The following is an 18,049-nucleotide window of genomic DNA, read 5'->3' on the forward strand; positions in this document are numbered from 1 at the left end:
GATTCCGGGGTTCTGCAGGACGTGTCGCATGCGGTCACGGTGATCATCGCGGTGGTTGTTGGCCTGACGTTTCTCTTCGGGTTCGGCAACGTGCTCAGTCTTGCGCTGCGGCTCGGTGTACCGGTGTGGGTGGCTCCGTTGATCGCGCCAGCGGTCGACTTGTCGATCCTTGGGCTGCTTCTGGCGACGAGGTATCTCGCCATGCACGGCGCTTCGGCGGAGGACCTTCGGCCTCTGCGCAGGTTCACGTTGTTCGTCAGCGTGGTGTCGCTGGCTCTCAACGTGGCTGAGCCTTTGTTGAGCGGTGAGTACGGCAAGGCGGCGTTCGACGCGGTCGGCCCGGTGTTGTTGATCGGTTGGGCAGAGGTCGGCCCGCAGGTCCTGCAGGCGCTCGCTCGCGTCAGTCCGCCTGTAGCCGTCCAGCTTGCGTCCGAACATGTCGAGCGTGATGAGCTGGAGTCTGTGGCGCTCTCACAGGACGACTTGGTGCGTGCTCGGCGTGCTGATGCGCAGTACTGGGCGTCGCACCTGCGGCCGATTCCGGCTGATGTGCTTCGCAGAGAGCTGGAGATCGGCACCGTCCAGGCACGTGAGTTGATCGCGGTGGTTCGCCGTGAAGTCGCGGCCAAGGTGTGTGCTGCGGTTGCCTAGTTCAATCCCGTCGGTCGTCGTGCAGGGGATGGTTCAGCCGGTTTGGATCGATCTGCCTGGCCCGGAGGAAGGTGCTCATGGAGGCTGAGTACGGTCCGTCGATGTGGAAGAGGCCGTAGAGCTGTTCCATCTCGTTCCAGGCCTGGCGGAACAACCCTGTGCCGCGCTCGTAGGGGTGCACCCACACCCAGTCCATCCACCACGTGTCGTCCTCGCGGCTGAAGCCGGCCGCGCCCGCCGCGATGGGGAACGTTGCGGAGAACCTCTCTGAGTTGATCAGGACGCCCTGGTAGTCCGGATTCGAGGGGTCGAACGGGCCGAGGTCGTACCTGGTCTCTCGCTTGAACTGCAGCCCGATCTCCGCCACCACCTGGCGCAGTGCGTAGGTGTTGGGGTCGATCAGCACTCCGGACGGGCACTCCGCGGTCAGCAGCGGGAACATGCGGATGTCGAAGCGGGCTGGTTCGCCGAAGTGAGTCAGCTCCTGGCGGCGTCCGTCGAGAAGGTCGTCCATGACAGATGTGTACTGCATTTCGGCGTCATGCGGACGAGCCATCGCGAAGCTGGTCGGCACTGTGACGCCGTCCGAGGCGACTTGCATCAACCCGTGTACTCGTTGAGGTCGTTGCGATTGCGGTCAAGGTCTGTGGGCCGTAGGCGAGTAGACCTTGACCGCACGGATCACGTGCGCTGTACGAACGAGTTGCGGGCTTCAGGTCGGAAGAAGCAGCGGTGCCCATTGCTTCGCCAGGCTTCCGAACACGCCGGTGCGCCACGCTCGTGTGATCAGTTCCTGCCAATCGGTGATCGAGCAGATGATGAGCTTGTTGAGCTCCGCTCGTGCCGCCTGGGACTGGCCGACCGACGCTAACTGCATGAGCAACGGTGGGTGCAGCTTGAGCAATCCTTGGTGCAGGGCTTCCCACAGTTGCTTCGGGGAGTCGTCAGACTGCTTGTGGTCGGCCAGGTGGTCAAGGTTGTAGAACCGACCCTTCTTGGCGTAGGTGCCGAGGACTTCCAGCACCTGGTCGATATGCGGGTCGTTGTCGACCTTGTCGAGCAGTTCGGCGATGAGGCCGGGCGCAGTGCTGAGGCTAGGCGCTTCCTGGACGATGAGGTCCCGCACGTGGTCGTACAGCTTCACGATGTCATGGCCGATACCGGTCATGACAGCCTTGGGTGGCCAGCTCCCCGAGGTATCCAACGCGTGCAAACCTGTGCTGAGCTTCAGTAGCTTCTCTGCGCCGCCGGCTAGGCAGACGAACGCGACGTCAGCGTCGCGGGCTGCGAACGCGTAGGACTCAAGTACCCGTAGACCATGCCGCAGGAGCGACGCGGTGGCGTCCACCTCGTCGCTGAGCGCGATCACCTTCTCAATGGGCATCGGGGTGCCTGTCACGAACTTCATCGTGCGCCGCCGACCGTCGAATTGGCGAGCCGATTGTCTGTCCACCGCAGACTGCGAGGAACAGAAGCGCGTAGAGCAGAGTCCGGCGCGGGTCGCCGCTGCGGTGCTCGCCTCCTGATCGATCATTGCCCATCGTCGCCCTCGTCACGGTCTACGCGCTGCACAGTTCGGGAACCGGAACCGATCCTGACCTGCTGGTACCCGTAAATATGCGCAGATGCTGGTATCTGCGGCAATCTAGGCGTATCGTGGCTGACATGACCTTGCTAACAGTTACGCTCCCTGTGGGATGCACCGAAGTCAAGATCGTGAGACCCGAGGACGGCACCGAGATGCTCGTCCAGCTGCCGGTGATTGAGCCGAGCCCGGCAGAAGGCCCGTCGTTCGCGGCTGACGTCCTCGACCGATTCGAGCGCTACCGCAAGTACGACCGGAAAACTCCCGCACCCGACGTCGCCGACTTCCTGGTGCGACACCTGGGCTTCGAGGTTGAGGTGCCGCCATCCAAGGCCTCGTCCGAGTTGCGGTTCATCTTCACCGGCACGAAGCGGTCGGCCACGCTATGGATGAACTCAGCAGGCCTGTTCAGTATCTCCAAGGACCAGGTCAACTTCGCTATCGAACTCGCAGGCGCGGTGCCGAAGGCCGAAGGCCGGATCATGTTCCCGTTCCCGTCCAGCGACCCTCGGGAGATCGCGAAGGAGTTTGTCGCTTGGGCGAACGGTTGAGAGGTTGGCCTGACGCCAGGTAACAGCGGCGGCGGGTTGCCGTAGTATCACCGAAATCCCGCACCCCTGCTGTCCATGATGCTAGGCATTTTTCTGCACGCGTTGAAAACAGCGGGTCGTTTAAGTCTTTGACTGCTTTCCTTGTGTACCACGGAAGATCGCATTCGCGACGGGGCGGATGGGCCGGAGCGTCCGTCTCAGCGGACACAATGGGCTCTCCCGCGCGGGAGAGAAGGAACCGCTCATGCCGTTCGACCCAGCAACGATCATCACGTCCGCCGTCGTCGGAGGCTTCGCAGGCCTGGTCTTCGCCACGTGGAAGACAGGCCGGGAGGAAACGGCGAAGCGGAGGATGCTGGCTCAAGATCGAGTTCAGGAGGCTGTTGGGGAGATGCTGGCCGACGTCATCGCCTACCAAGCTGGGCTCGGAGGCGGACGCGATCACGAGACCGGCTACTTCATCCTCAACTACCAGTGGGCGTCCGCAGTCGTGATTGCGGCGCGCGGACTTGGCCCGGTGCGCCAGCATCTGGTGAACATTCGTTTGCGCTATTTGGTGGGCGAGCTCGCGTACTCAGTTGCGTCTGCTAAGCCCGCCACGAGCGGTCAAGAGACCATGGGGACCGCGATCGCAGCGATGTTCCAGGCAAATCGTGAGGGTACGTTCACACCGAGGCAGCTCACGGGCCTGCTTGACATCGCGCTCAAGGATGAGCCGAAGTCCAAGTCGGTCAAGAAGCTACGGCGCCAGCTCAGGCGGCTCTCGAAGTCGTGGTGACCTCCACGCCGGAATGGCGTAGCTAGCTGACCTCCGTGACGGCAAGACGATTGACCACCCGGTGATCAGCTTCTGTGGTCACTACGCGCGACCTGGTCCCGCTCGTCCACATCGGATTGAACGAGGTCGGATTCATCGGCGTGCTGCGTGTGCTGACCGAGGGCGACCGGCGGGTTCTGCCGGGAACGACGGCGCGGGATGAGGCCAGTCCTGCCTGGCATGTAATCGAATGCGGCGTCGCCCGCCGGATCGGCGAGGCGGTGACGATCGGGGTGACCGCCGCCGCGTACGTCAGCCAAGCCAGAGGCCGCCTAGCTGGTGCGGGTACTCCACGAGCTTCCGTTCGAGCGGTTGAGTCAGGTACTGGGCTACTTTGCGCGGAGGTCGAGCACGTAGGGCGTGATGTGGAACCCTCGTGCCCTCGCTCGGTCTGCCTGCTGCCGCAGGGTGTCGAGTAGTTCGTCCGCGTCCGCCGCCCAGGTCTTGGACCAACCGTCCGGCCGGAACCGCGGTGCGATCCAGTACACGACGTAGATGGCGTGCTGCTGTTTCAGCGGGATGAGGTACTGGTCGATCAGCTGGTCGTGCATGGCGGAGTACAGCTTCTTGTTGTCGCTACGCTTCGCCTCGATCCGGATCCGGGCGAGGTTACCGCCGACGGTGCACGTCGTCGGTGTCATGTCGACGCGAGTGCCGCTTCCCCTGGCCTTTGGGCGGGCGACCTGGTTCTCGCGGTCGACCACCACGTGTCCGCGGTTCAGTTGCGCGAGGCTGGTGCGGCACAGCCAGTCGGAGACGTCTTCCTCACCGGGTGGGGCGTCGCCCTGCCAGAGCTCACGCCAGCCGTCGCGGTGGTGCAGGTAGTGCTGCACCACCTCGTACTGGCGCAGGACGACCTCGACGAGGTCCGCGTCGTTGCGGACCAGCCGCGCGTCTCCTCGCCGGAGCACCTCCAGCAGCGTCTCCGGCCGAAGCAGCGGAACCTCCAAGTCGGCGCGACAGGCCCCGGCCTCGTGCAGGTAACGGCCGAGGACCTTCCGGCTGAGCTTGGTGCGCCCCGCCCGAAGGGTGGCCAGTGCTTCCTCTTGGCCGTCGTCCGCGAGCATCTGTAGGACGTGGCCGCGGGTGCCCTGTGCGTCGAGCCGGGCGGAGTTGCCGCTGTCCAGCGGTTCGTCATCCTCGAACGGGAGGGCGTCGAGCAGCAGGCCGGCCGCAGTGACGAGGCGTCGGGTGTCGAGCTTGCCGATGTTGAGCCTGCCGGCAAACCGTAGGACCTGGTCGGCATCCTGCTCGCCAGCTAGGTGGTCGACGACGTGGTTGGGGTCGATTGACATCAGGTGCGACCACGCCTCGTCGGCGAGTGGGCCGGTGGTGAGCCTGCGGCAGGCCGCCGCCGCGACGGTGGGCGCGGCGTGAGCGAGCATCGCGAGCACGCCGCGGGCCAACTCGCCGGAGAGGCGTCCGGTCACGAGCTGGTCGGCGAGCTCGTCCGCCAGTTCGCCGGCCAGACAGCCGTAGACCACGCTGGGGGACAGTCCCCTGTCGTCGGCGGCTAGGTCGACGAGGTGGTCCCGTGCAGCGGCGAGAACGTGCCCGCGCGCGTGCACCAATGCAGTGCGCAGCAGGTGGGTTCGCGGGCCGTGCTCCGCGTTGGGACGGAACACGGGGGCGGCGATGATGCTGTGGGTCCACCGCTTCCACGTGCCGTCCGGAAGCGCGCTGAGTTCCTCAGGGAAGTGCAGCGCGAGGGTGGCCATCAGGTGGACGCCCGACCAGTCCGGGCTTACCGCTTCAACCGTGAGGTTCGTGAGACGGCACCACGCTCGCGCGTCAGGTTCGTGGTCGCTCAGGAAGGCGACCCCGGCAAGCAGCAGTTCGCGTCGTGCGACGTCGTGGAGCCTTCTCCAACCTGGGCGCGCGGTGAGGTCCTCGTCGAGTGACACGGCCTTGGGGCCGTCGAGTGACGCCACCGCGGTGGGCCAGGCCAGCGGGCTTGAAGGGCTTTCGACGAAGGGTTCGTCGTCGCCTTCGTCCTCATTCTCGTCGTCCTCGTCGTCGGTCAGAGGTGGCTCGCTCCGCCACGCGGACTCGAGCTGGTAGACACAGGCCGTCAGTGCGGCGTGCGTTTGTGGATCTGCTTCCGGAAGGACATCGCGCACCCAGTCGAGGTCGGCAGGGGTGAGGATGCCGAGGCTGATCACCGGAAACCAGCTCAGTCCGCCGAAGGCGGCGATGTCGTATGCGAGCGAGCGGCGGACGTCGGCACCGTACTCGTCCCATGCGGGGAACGGACGTGGACGGGCTCCGATACCGAGCCACCCGGCGATGAGCTGCGCGATACCCCTGCGGACGGGTTCCTCGCGGCAGTGCTGCCATGCACGTCGCAGCAGGTCGGTGAACAACTCGCCGTAGTGATTGTGGTGTTCGTTCTGCCGCGCGAACCACGCCAGGAACACAGGCAGGTCCCCGACCGGGATACGGCTGGCCAGGCTCGGCAGCGTGCGGACCAGGTAGTTCCCCAGCACATGCGTCCGGTGCGGACGCAGCAGCTCGGTGAGCTGCCGGGTGGACAGCGCGGCCGGGTAGAGGGCGTCGACGACGGTGGACAGGATCTCGTTGTCCGGATCGTCGGTGCCCCCGTCCGTTACCAGCTCCAGCAGGGAAAGGCGGAGGTCTTCGTTGAGACCCGCCACCGCGACGGCCGCCGCCCTGCGCGCGTAGACAGGCCAGTCCGGGTTCCGCGCGGCGGCGAGCAGCAGCGGTGCGACTTCCACGCAGCCACCCGCTGTGGCAAGTCGGGCTGCCCACCACAGCTCGTCTGCCGAGCGGAGGTCGCTCAGGTGCCGCTCCAGCAGCGCACTGAGATCGGGGTGGGCGACGCCCGTGAGGTCCAGCGACCACTGGGTTCCTTGCTCGTCGTGCCGGGCGTTGTCGAGGAGACCCTCGGCGATCATGGCCCGGATACCATCCGGGAGCGCGATCGTCGCCGACGCGAACGACAGGGCGTTGTGCCGGACAAGCGACACCACGAGCTCCGGGCGCAGCACGCCCAGCCACGCGGCGATACCGGCGCGCGACGACGGTAAGACGCCGGACTCGCGGACACCCAGGAGCGCGGGAACCTGACCTGCGGAGATCCCGCGATCCACCAGGTAGGCGGCGGCCAGGTAGTCGACGTAGCGCTGGTGCTGGAAGGACAAGGTGTGGTGCGGAGCCGCCTCGAACAGCGAAGTGTCCATGACCTCGCGGTAGTCGTCAGGCTCTACGGACCGGTGCGGGTCGGCGGGTTCAGCGGCGGACGGCAGCAGGTCGGCCTGCAGCGCGTCCACGTCACCGGTCGCCGCCGCGGCGACGCGCTGGGCACCGCTGAACGCTGTGAACGCGGCCAGCCGGCGCGTGAGCCGAAGCAAGCGGTCCGACGGCATGGCGCGCCGTCGTCCCGAGTTCGTCTCCCGCAGCAGGCGGTCGACCGAGTGCGCCAGCGCGTCTTCGGCCTGCTCCGGCAGGAATCCCTTGGTGTACCAGTAGAACGCTTCGTCCAGTAGTTGAGCGACGCTGGCCGACAGGCCGCCATGGCCTGCGCGGATCAGTTCGGTGATGAACCTGGGACCGTCGTATCCCTTGCTGACGACGAGTGCTTCGGCCCCGACGCGGTCGAGCGGGAGCAGCCGCAGCTCGGTGAACCCCGCAGCGGAGAGCGCCGACTCCCACGCTATCGGGCGGCAGGCGAGCCGCCAGACCGCGGACTTCGCCGCTCCGGCCGTCAACTTCTCTGCGAGCCATTGCAGCAGTGCCGGGTCGCGCGGGGTCGCCTGGTCGAGCCCGTCCAGGTAGGCCGTGCCGCCGCGCGTGGCGACTTCGTCGATCCGTTCCCTCAGCTCGGCGCGATCGAACGCGCCTGCGTTCACGTAGTCGGCGCCTTCCGACTCCGCGAGTTCCCGGCAGACGAATGTCTTCCCCGCTCCGCCTGGCGCAAGCAAGACCGTTCGCGGGCCGAAACGCGCCAGTCCGGTAACGGGAACCGGGGTTCCCGTGTGCCAGTTCAGGCGGTCGGGAGGCAGGAGGAAGTTGTCGTCGTCCAGGAACACCTGATCGTTGAGCGGGAGCACGTATCGCGACAAGCTGTCTGCCCCACCCTTCGAGCCCACTCCGGTCCGTGCCCCCATTTTGCTGGATCGCGCGCGGGTCGGGTGCGGGACTCGCGGTTCAGGAGGTGCCGTCTCTTGGACCGCGGTCTCGTTGGGCAGGCCAACGTGGCGCAGCTGCGGGCCACAGCATGTGGTGGAAGCGGCTGCTCAGGTTGGCGGCCGGAACCAGGGTCTGCCCCTTCCTTGGACGCCCAGCTAGCACTGCGGTTTCGCCGTCGGGTGGCTCGGATTCGTCAGAATGGACCCTAGCTAGCGCTAGGGGATATCCGTGGCCGTGTGCTGGGCGTGAGCGTTGAAGCGTGCGACGTCGAAGCCGTCTCGACGCTGACATTCACCCTGGCGTGTAACTCTGTTGGAGACGCTAACTTCCGCTGGTTGACTTGTGCGCCATACCTGTGGCGGAAGGATCAGTGGTGAGCGTGCCCGAGGATGTAGACGAGACCACTGGGGCCGGTGCACCAGCTGCCTCGGGGCAGTCTGCCGGGCGGCCTGGCCAGTATCGGCACGACCCGGCGTTCGTGCCTGGATTGGCGAACTTGGCGGACATCAGCTGCGAGAACGCGACGGACCTGCTCAATGGTTCCTTGAACATGCGGGCGATTGCTGCGCAGATGGAGCTACCACCGGACCCGGCTGGCGTTGAGGTTGTGTTCAACACCTTCTGGTACAGGCTCACGCCCGCAGGGGTCGACGAGGTCGCTGGCGCTTCACTGGGGCCGATCGAAGGCCCGTCGTTCGCGCCGTTTGCCATGCGCGACGCCAGCGAGGACATACGCCAGCTTTGGCTAGCTTTGGCTGACCAAGTCACGCATCCGGCGGTGCGTGCGAGGTGTTGGGACGTCGCGTTTACGTTGAAGCTGCTCAAGAACGGGCGTGACACCGCTGAGAAAGCCGCTCGCGCCTACCTTGAGACCATCGGTACCGCGCTTGGGCCGCGGGAGCTGGCTGCCGGGCTGTTGCGCGGATGGACCCTGGCCCGCCAGGTGGGGCTAGTCGACCTGGAGCAAGAGATCGCCGCGGCCATGATCGACGTGGTTGAGGACGTGCTCGCCCGCGACGAAGACCCGTACGGGGCGATCCCGCTGCTGGGTGCTCTGATCGCGCCACCACCCCGCGGGAGGTCTGCAGCGCCCGTGGACCCGAAGGTTGATCGGCTGCTGGACCAGACTTTGACGGCTTTCCCAGAGGTACATGTAATCGAGGATGTAGCGGTCCTGGTGCGCAAGCGCGCTGTAGACGATCTGGTTCGTGTGGAGCGAGCGAATCGGCACTTGGTCGGCGCGATGCTGGCTGAAGCCGACGGCGAGACCCAGCCGATGCTTATCCGGTGGCTGTACAGCCAGGCTGCATCCCGTGCACGAAGCCTTGGCCTGACTGATCTTGAGAAGATCGCTGTGGCCAAACTGCAGGCTGCCCCCAAACTCACCTGGGAAGCTACCAAGTACGAACTCAACCTACCGTCAGCGCTGTTCGACGCCTACCTGCCGGGCTTCGACACTGCGACGGACTGGCGTGCGGCACTGCGGATTTGGCTCCATCCCACCGAAGCGCCGACGAGCCGCTACAGGGATAACAGGATCATTGCAAAGCGGTCGATGCAGGCCTCGGCGATCCTAAACAGCGTTACCACCGTCGTCTTCCGCAGTGATGATCTTCCTGCTCGAAGCCTCACTGCCGAAGAACGGTTCAACCGTGAGCTGACCAATCTGGAATCCGTGCGGATGGGCAGCGCTGGGGTGTTCCTGGGCAATGCCTTGTTCAGAATCCGTGCCCGCTTCGGTATACCGCCTCGTGTAGAGCTCGAAGAGTTCCTGCGGAGCTTTGGCGCGGCGCCCTCGCTTGTCACACCACTGGCAACCGCGCTGCAGCTGTATTGGGTGGGCGAGTACGACGCCGCCGTACATCTAGCTGTGCCAAAGATCGAAGCGGCGGTTCGGGCGTTGCTGATGGAGCTCAACGAGCCCGTGTTCCGTACCCAGACGGGTGACGCATCCGGGATGTTTCCCGGCCTAGGAAGTCTGCTGCCTTCGTTGGTAGACAACGGATTTGATGCGGACTGGGAGCGGTTCCTGCGCACGTTCCTGCTCAGCGACGGATCCAATGTGCGCAACCTCATCGCACACGGATTCCTCGACGCGATCGACCCAGTCAACGCAGCTCTTGCCCTGCAGGCCTGCGCAGTCATGGTGCTGCTGACCACCGATGAAGCAGTCGCTCGCGACAGCGCCACAGTCAAAGCCGCACTGGCCAATCCGACCGGTCCAAGGTCACGGCGGAGCCTTCGGAAGCGCGTCGTCGCCGCGGTGATGGCTGCCTGGCTCGAGCTGCGCCGCACCTGAGCCGGGCATGGCGCGCCGGCGGCTTGCGGGAGCGTCGGACGTCCGTGGTGTATGGCATTGTGCGAGAACGTGGACCGATGCAGGTGGCACGGATGAACCCTTCTGGCGTTCTGTGAACGCTGGCTGCTCCGGTGCGCGTGTAGTACAGGAGGTCGATCAAGGCGGATCGAGGCTGGTGCTTCTCGCCTCGACCGTACCGCGGCGCGCCGCGCTGAAACGCGTGCGGGAGATCGTGCGATCGACGAACATGGCAGATGTTGACAGAGTCGTCATCGTTGTGCGGACGATCCTGTGCCTCGCAAGGCTGGTGGGATGCGGCGCAGCGTGGAGGGTATGGCATGAGTGACCTTGGATCTGCCCACGCTGGCTACATGTATCAAGACCTGGTAACGGCTGCCGTCGCGGTCGGTGTGATCCTTGGTGATGCTGTGGAGATCGTCGTTGACACAAAACTAGCTGGCGGCGACGACGTGTTCGACGACATGACCATCACCCGGTCCGATGGCTCCCGGTGCCGACGGCAGATAAAGCACCAGCAGTCACCCAGGACGCTCGATGTCGACACCTTCGTCAGAAACCAGCGTGATCTCCGGTTGGACGTGCTGGTGCGGTCTGTGCAGGCGGATCGCAGCGCGTTTGCGGCACACGCAGACCGCACGACCTATCACATCTACCTGCGGGACCTACAGTCGGACGATTCGATCCTGCTCCCGGTGTTGCGCTCCGCAAGCCCGGACCCTGGTCCCCTGTTCGCGCAATCTGCCACGCATCGGTTCACATTGGACGCTGACGCCATCTGGCAGGGCGTACATCGACCAGCATCGGGGAAGCGGCCTGCCGGGGACGCCTATGAGTTCCTCCGGATCGGTGACAAGGACGGCAAGAACGCGGTCACCAAGGAGGATCTTGACTGGATGTGTGATCGACTCGTCATCGAAACCAACGCTCCTGCCATGTCAAGTGACCTCAGGACGCCCGGTGCGATGGAAGAGATCTTGCTCGGGATGGTTCGCCATGAGCTCGGCGCCGGAGAGTTTCCCAATGAACACCGGTCACCGATCGATGTCGCCGCGGCCCTGATCCAAGCAGCGTACAAAGCTCGACTTTCGCACGAGCCTCTGGTGAGAGAGAAGCTGATCCGGGCAACCGGTCTGCGCACGAACTTCGGTTCGGTTCAGCAGCGAACTCCTGTCGACGAGTCGATTCTGGTTCCACGCTTTGACACTGTCGACTTCGCCGTGCGGGTACGAGAGGTGGCCGAGGCCGGCGGCTTTGTCGTGATCCAAGGCGATCCGGGGCAAGGGAAGTCCTGGCTCTGCCAAGAGCTTCTCGGGCAACTCGCCGCTGAGGACTGGGTCGTCGCCGAACACTACTGCTACCTCAACGACGCCGACGAGGAACGTAACGACAGGGTTCTGTCGGAAAAGATCTTCGGGAGTCTCCTGCAGAGGATCGCGTCCGCTTACCCAGCCAGCGTTCAGGATCAGCGCCCGCTCCTGAGCGCGGACGAGAAGGCGTTAACATCCGCGCTAACCAAAGTCGTTGCAGAGACTGGCAATTCAGTCGCCCTGGTGATCGACGGCATCGACCACGTGACGCGGGTTCGCGGCATCACACCTGGCCAGACTGAACCGTCCGAGGCCATCGCCGCGGAGATCGCCTCCCTTGACGTCCCGCAAGGCTGCGCAGTCGTTGTGTTGAGTCAGCCGGGCGCACATCTGCGGCCGCTACTGGACGCCGGCGCCATCACAGTCGTGACGCCCGGCATGAACCGCGCACAAGTGGGTGAGCTAGCTGAACGCCTCGGACTCGTATCGCAACTTGAGCCTGGACCACCGGACGATGGGCTCGACGAGCTAATCGATCTCCTGTACGAACGGTCCGACGGCAACCCGCTGTACGCCACCTATCTCTGCCGTGAACTGGAAGGCCGGGTGGCCGCGTCGATCTCGGCGGTTGCCGCGCTCGGCACTATTCCAGCCTATGACGGGTCCATAGAGCACTACTACGCCCATATCAGCGCTCAGCTCGACACAGCGGGTCAAGCGGCGGCTGATGTGATGGCACTCGTCGACTTCCAGCTAACCGCTGACGAACTTCGGGCCATCGAACCGTCCCAAGCACATCGGATCGCCGCTGCTCTCGAAGTTCTGCGCCCTGTCTTGAGGGAAAGACCAGGCCGAGGACTGCGGATCTATCACGAGTCGTTCGCGCGCTACCTGCGTCGGCACATGGACGACTACCCCGAGGCTCGGTCAGTGCGGCTTGGCGCCATCGCCACGTGGCTTACCAGCCAAGGATTCTTCCTGGACGCCCGATCCTTCAACTCTTTGCTACCGACGCTGGCCGCTGCCGGACGGCATCGGGAGGTGGTCGACCGCGTCGATCACGACTTCGTCGTGCACGCAGTAGCTGGAGGTTTCTCCGCAGCCGCGGTCAACGCCAATCTCGCGACAGCCGTGTCGTCCGCCGGCCAGTTGGGTGAGTGGGGAGTAATCGCAAGGTGTCTCGAGTTGATGCGAGCGATTACCACCTACCAAGAGGAACGATTCGGATCGCTGCTCAGCAAGTTCGGTGACGTGTGGGCCGCGATGCTCGGACTTGAACGCGCCTCCGATCGTCTCCTCTATGAAGGACGCACCGTCCTGCCAGCCGACGACGGCATCCGAATGTGCGCCGCGATCGACACCCTCGGCGGCGTTCCACCATGGCGGGAGTACCTGGACCTCTGGCACGACGAGCACGACACCGACGACCACTACACGGCGAACATCGAGTCCGACCTCGAACTCGCTGCCCTGCGAGGACACCTCAGAACGGCCGACACTGCCGTCGAACCTTCCTCCGGTGACCAGTCGCAGTTGGAACAACTGCTTGGGTTCGCTGTTGCCTGGGCGAATGAACACAACTCAGTGCAGTCCCACCGACAGTTGATCAAGACTCTAATTGAGACCGTGGGTGAACCTGCGACCACAGCGTTGGTAGACCAGGTCTCGTACGAGGGGACGTTCTGCCTCGCTGTTGCTGAGGAAGTGAACGACGGCAGCATATCCAGCGATCACGGCTCGCCTCGCGATTGGGCCGAGCGAGCTTGCCGCGAGGGGGTGCCTGCCGGATACACACATCGACTCGTGGCACTCGGCGTGGCCCTGACGGATGCCCCGGCAACGCCAGCCAGCCTCATCGACGCTACCCATGATGTACAGGGCGAGCACTATCGGGCAGGACCGGTCGCAAACTGGCTCGACCAGCTCGTGTTGTTCCGGAACTTGCCGTTGGCCTTGGCCGCCGCGGAGGCAGCGGTTAGCGGGGATGGGTGGTATCGCGGGTGGCTGAAGTTCTGCATCGGCCTCGTGCGGGCTGAAGCAGCACCGCCAAACGAACGTGGCGACCTGGCATGGGATGCCTTGGCACACCTGCAGGACGACATGCGCCCGTTCGCGGGATCTCCACGCGCGGTCGACCTGTTCTCCATAACTGACCTCATCCTCGGCAGCGTGGGACGCGTGATCGAACTACTGGGAGACACACGTTGGCGGGCCGCATTCGATCTGATCTTCGAGACCTGCCAAGAGGTCAACCGCACGCTCGACGGCGAGATGGGCATCCCACTCCCACCAGATCGGCTGCTCGCGCTCGCCATGGCAACCGCACCCGCAGACCAGGTTGAGTACGCCCGCTACCTGCTTCAGCGGGAGTTGCAGGACCGTTCGCACAGCAGCTTCTACACAGACATCGCGGAGTACCACCTCATGGAGGCACGGTACGAACTACAGCTCCGCACTGGAGCGCGATACTCGGCTCCGGGTCAGGCCGAGGCACCTGGGTACAGCAGCTGGCTGTCAGCGGCCCGGATGCTGGTGTGTTACGGCTGGCACAAGGACATGACGGTGTTCGAGGTGCTCGACCCGCTCGACGCGATTGCCGAGCATCAGCCGGCTGAAGCCAGGGTGCGCCTGGAACGCTCTCAGCCCTTGGCCTACCGCGTGTACCAGCACACAAATGGCAGAGAGACCGATCATGCTCAGATTAGATGGTGGGAGCACCTGGCAGTTGCAGATCCGCTGGCTCACGCGCAGCTGCTCGGACGGTACGCACTGGAGCACTGTGATGTGGCATCTCACATCCTGGAGAGACGGGCTGACCTGTGGGGTGCTCATCGCAGCGACGTGCCTCCTGTGCTGGCGGCACTCTTGGCTGAGACCATCGAAGATGCGTCTTCCCGAGTTGGCTACGCCGAGACTGTAGAGAGCGTTGTCGCGCGTGATGGCGAACTCGATCGCGTGCTCGCCCAACGATTGCTGACTCGCGCCGACGAGATCACGCTGAACTGGCTGAACTCCAGCGATTCGGCTCCGCAGTCTTCCGTCCTGGTACGCGTGAAGGCCCTGAACGTCCTCGCTCTCGCACGTGGGTTCCGACTTATCCACACGCAAGATGACGAGGCGTTGCCCGAGTCGGCGGACGACGCCAGCACCCACGGTGGAGTAGCAACCGCGACTCCTGGCCTGGAGTCGATACTGACCGGCATCCCCGTGGGGCCAGCCGGTATTCCACACCTCGTACGTGCCTGGCGCCGCTTTCAGTCCCGTCCGTACGGGGAGGACCAAGCCGGGCTCCGCGACACGTTGGTCGACGCGATCGGCTCGCGGCTGAGGACACTTGTTGAGGAACGTAACGGAGCTGCCGTAGTCGCCCCCATGGTTGCGTTGGCTCAGATCCACGACTTCCGCGACACCTATCAGTTGCTTGCGGGAGTAGGTGCGTACCTCGCGGACATAGCTACTCCGGAAGGCAATACCGCGGCGGCTCAGGCGTTCGCACTGGCATGGACGCAGTCGAACGGCCGCGGCGGATACATGCACTTCGGCGGTTTGACGACGATCGAACTGCTGCATCGAGCTACAGCACTGGACAGCACGGCCACTTGCGGGGTCGTGGTGGATGCGGTCCGAAGCGCCCTGACCGGACCGTCGTACCGTGCCAGCGGTGTCACACAAGCACTTGTGTACGCGTTTAACGCGGGTGCTCTCAACTGCGGCGACGAGGATCCGTCCAGCACTGCATTGGAAATCTGGGACGAGGCCTTCGCGATCATCGACGCCCGAACGCCTGCTGTAGGAGATGATGGAACGTCGCTTACCTACATTGCGCCTGATGCCTCCAACCTCGGACCGACCGAGGACGAGGTGAGCCTGGCGTTCGCCCTATCGACGTTCGTCGGCCTCGCGCAACCGGGCAGGGAAGCAAAGCGGCGAACGCTGTTGGCCCTCAGAGACCTTGGTGCGGCATGTCCTGGCTTGTTCGCAAGCGCTTTGCCGATCGTGCTTCGGTCGCTGGACAACGTGTTGACCCTAACCTGGCTTCTGCGCGAAACGGCCGAGCTCGTCTCCGCTGATCCTTCGCTGGTCGCCGAGGCGCAGTTCGAGATCGATGAGCTGACGAAGAGTCCGTACCTCACGGGTCGTTGGTTGGCGAGAAAGCTGAAACTTGCTTGCTTGCCAGACAGTTCTCTCGAAGCGGGACCGTCTGATCTCAGCAGGTTCCCCACACCGATCCTCAATGGAGCGCCCTCTGAGCGCCTTCAGCGTGGCGAAGAATTCCTTTGGGACGCCGCGAAGTGCCGCGTTTCACGTGCAAACGAACTTGTGGAAGGTTTTCATGACGCCACAGTGGAGTCAGTCGCCCGACTCACGGACGACGACGGTTTCGTCAGAAGCGTTCGCGAGGCGCTGCGACCGCTTCGCAGTGGTGTCGAAGACTGGCCTGATGCGATCCTGCCGCTGCATCACGTCCCCGAGGTGAGTCTCCAACAAGTTGCTGGAGCGACTCGAGCGGTGTTGGCATCACGTGGCACGCCAGTGACCGATCCGCTGAAGTGGGAAGAGGACTTCGCGGTGACTCTGTCTCATACTCCGCTGCCGCTCATGGTGGAACGCACGCGCATACCCCGTCCATCCTGGGGAGCCCCGCTTCGCATCCATGACGAGGTGTGGGAACAGATCGCGAGTCCGGCGACACTGCACTCATCCGAACTGCACGGCACTCATACGACTGACTCGGTGCTGATCGCGTGCTCAGGCGAAGCAACCTGGGATCCCCAGAGCGCCGGTGCGGGTCAGCCATACGATGGTTGGGTTCTGCTCGGTGTCATGGAGGACTGCCGCCCGGGACCTCGTCTGGGCGGATCTGAGCAGACCATGAGGACAAGGGCCTTCGAGGGCGTTGAACTGGACTTGGTCAGCCACTCAAACGCGCACGTCGTTCCACCAGTGCATCCCCGCTTGTCGGTTCATCAGTGGCTGGACCCTGTTGGTTGGCCTCTCGAAGACTTCAACGGTGTTTCGTTCTCCTTGGTGTGCCAGGGGGAGTACGACGACGTGTATCTGGACGACGTTGAAGGCCTGGGCCTACCTAGAGGTCTGATGGCTCCGTCGCCGTATTTGGTGGAGCTACTGGGGTTGAGGCCGTCAGGTGATCTTTCTCTAGTGGACGATGCGGGCCCGGCGCTGGGACTGGTCATCTGGCGAGGCGAATACTCCCGCAGTTTCCATCACCTGGCATACCCACAGCTGGAAGGTGCTGCGGTGCTGATGCGCCCCGACCTCGGCCGTCGGTTGACGGAAATCTATGGGGGACGTCTGACCAGTCGTCGGTACATTTCTCGCTGGGCTAAGCCTCAGCAGTAAGTGTTGCGGGCTGGGTGGATAGCGACTTGTCCAGTGTTGCCGCGCGGTCCGCAACCAGACTCGTGAGACCTGCAGGTCCGTAAGTGCGAACGACAGCCGCGGCTTCGCCAGGCCGCTACCCCAGGCCGCTTAGCACGAGCCTGATGGTGCTAAGCACGGCACGTTCGGCGGCGTCGATGACCTGCCGGACTGGCCGGTACGTGCCGAGGTCGGTGGCTCGGCCTGTCCAGTAGCCGTCGAGTTCGTCCTGCGGGATGAGCTCCAGCGCTAGCTGACGTAGATACTGGTCAGGCGAACCGTTGTCCAGCTCGGTCCAGGGCAGGAAGACACCAGCATCGCGTCGCTCCATCGCTCTTACGTGCAGCCTCCCTGTAAAGGCGGCACACGCCCTGTACTGCTGGTACAGGTGTTCTGAAATGTGCGGCCTGATCATGCTCACGCGCAGCTGAAGGCCGTCGACGGCGTCAGCGTGCTGCCACATCGTGTGACTCCCGAGCGACGCGCGAAGACTAGGTCGTGTAATGGCGTCGGCATACTCCGAGTCCACTAGGAGGTCGTACAAGTACTCGACGCCTCCCATCAGGCGTCGCTGCTCAACCAGGCAGCTCCAGACTTCGTTCACGGCACGGACGCGTTCCTCATGGACGATACTGTTTGTGAACAGGCGCCTGACGTCGCCCGAGTTTGCCCTGATGCTGGCGGCGCCCCGGCGGATGAGGATGTCCCCTGAGCGGAACTGTGGCTGCTTGTCTGTGGTCTGGCCCTCCATCGCCGCTAGCACAGGTTGGGCGAAGCGTCGTCGAAAGTGGACTATCCCGTAGCGCTTCTCCTCGTTGGTGCCGGGCTCGACCAGCGTGTGCTCGGCCGCCAAGACGATGAAGTCGCCGTCGACGTACTTCTCAACCGCTCTGCGGATTGCTGTGGTGTCGATCTTCTCCATGGCCGTTAGACCAACGTGCTCGTAGTCCTTCGCCACCCCGACGATGATCGTCCCGCCCGTCGGCAAGTTGCAGAAGGCAAGCGCGTCCTTGGCAAGGCTGACTCTTGCAGCGTTGACGGAAAGGTCGTTCAGGGTGGCCTTGAAGTCCCACTCGTCGCCTTCCCCGCGCACGTGCACGAGCTGCTCGAATGCCTGGCGTGAGATCGGATCCTGGTACTCAGCGACGTCCTGAGATCGCTGGCCAGACGCACTCGTCATTGATCGGTCCCTCCTGTATCCGGTGAAGCAGACGTTCACCCTCGCGGTGGTCATCTCCGCTGAGGGTCTCCAACAGGTCGTCCGTGGTCGCTGAAGGAGCGGTCTGGATG

At 64.2% G+C, this 18,049-nt stretch carries 9 protein-coding genes; 5 read left to right on the forward strand and 4 right to left on the reverse strand.

Annotated elements, in window-relative coordinates; genetic code table 11:
• Nucleotides 1–39: 39 nt before the first annotated feature.
• A complete protein-coding gene (locus tag UK23_RS35330) occupies nucleotides 40–651 on the forward strand; it encodes a DUF2637 domain-containing protein (protein WP_082115234.1) in 612 nt (203 codons plus the stop codon).
• 1 nt (nucleotide 652) lies between these two features.
• Here UK23_RS35330 and UK23_RS35335 read toward each other — a convergent pair whose 3' ends face one another.
• Nucleotides 653–1,165, reverse strand: a complete 513-nt coding sequence (locus UK23_RS35335; protein WP_156213617.1) for a hypothetical protein — start codon at nucleotides 1,163–1,165, stop codon at nucleotides 653–655.
• Nucleotides 1,166–1,363: 198 nt separating this feature from the next.
• A complete protein-coding gene (locus UK23_RS35340; RefSeq protein WP_156213618.1) occupies nucleotides 1,364–2,185 on the reverse strand; it encodes a hypothetical protein in 822 nt (273 codons plus the stop codon).
• A gap of 131 nt (nucleotides 2,186–2,316) precedes the next feature.
• Between UK23_RS35340 and UK23_RS35345 the strand changes: the two genes are divergently transcribed.
• Nucleotides 2,317–2,787 (forward strand): hypothetical protein, encoded by a 471-nt coding sequence (locus UK23_RS35345; protein WP_156213619.1) that lies wholly within the window; start codon nucleotides 2,317–2,319, stop codon nucleotides 2,785–2,787.
• 244 nt (nucleotides 2,788–3,031) lie between these two features.
• Complete coding sequence (locus UK23_RS35350) at nucleotides 3,032–3,565, forward strand: hypothetical protein (protein WP_045316097.1); 534 nt, start codon at nucleotides 3,032–3,034, stop codon at nucleotides 3,563–3,565.
• 368 nt (nucleotides 3,566–3,933) lie between these two features.
• On the opposite strand, the gene UK23_RS49265 is transcribed toward UK23_RS35350, so the two are convergent.
• Complete coding sequence (locus UK23_RS49265) at nucleotides 3,934–7,686, reverse strand: hypothetical protein (RefSeq protein ID WP_156213620.1); 3,753 nt, start codon at nucleotides 7,684–7,686, stop codon at nucleotides 3,934–3,936.
• A 563-nt stretch (nucleotides 7,687–8,249) separates the two neighbouring features.
• Here UK23_RS49265 and UK23_RS53130 point away from each other — a divergent pair.
• Nucleotides 8,250–10,052, forward strand: coding sequence for a hypothetical protein (locus UK23_RS53130; RefSeq protein WP_196778033.1), 1,803 nt, complete (start codon nucleotides 8,250–8,252; stop codon nucleotides 10,050–10,052).
• 371 nt (nucleotides 10,053–10,423) lie between these two features.
• Complete coding sequence (locus tag UK23_RS35365; protein ID WP_045316098.1) at nucleotides 10,424–16,741, forward strand: AAA family ATPase; 6,318 nt, start codon at nucleotides 10,424–10,426, stop codon at nucleotides 16,739–16,741.
• A gap of 115 nt (nucleotides 16,742–16,856) precedes the next feature.
• On the opposite strand, the gene UK23_RS35370 is transcribed toward UK23_RS35365, so the two are convergent.
• The gene (locus UK23_RS35370) at nucleotides 16,857–17,993 is read right to left on the reverse strand and encodes an ATP-binding protein (protein ID WP_082115231.1); all 1,137 of its coding nucleotides are present in this window, start codon (nucleotides 17,991–17,993) and stop codon (nucleotides 16,857–16,859) included.
• Between the last annotated feature and the right edge of the window lie 56 nt (nucleotides 17,994–18,049).

The sequence above is a fragment of the Lentzea aerocolonigenes genome (genome assembly GCF_000955955.1).
In the GTDB taxonomy this organism is placed as follows: Bacteria; Actinomycetota; Actinomycetes; order Mycobacteriales; family Pseudonocardiaceae; genus Lentzea; species Lentzea aerocolonigenes_A.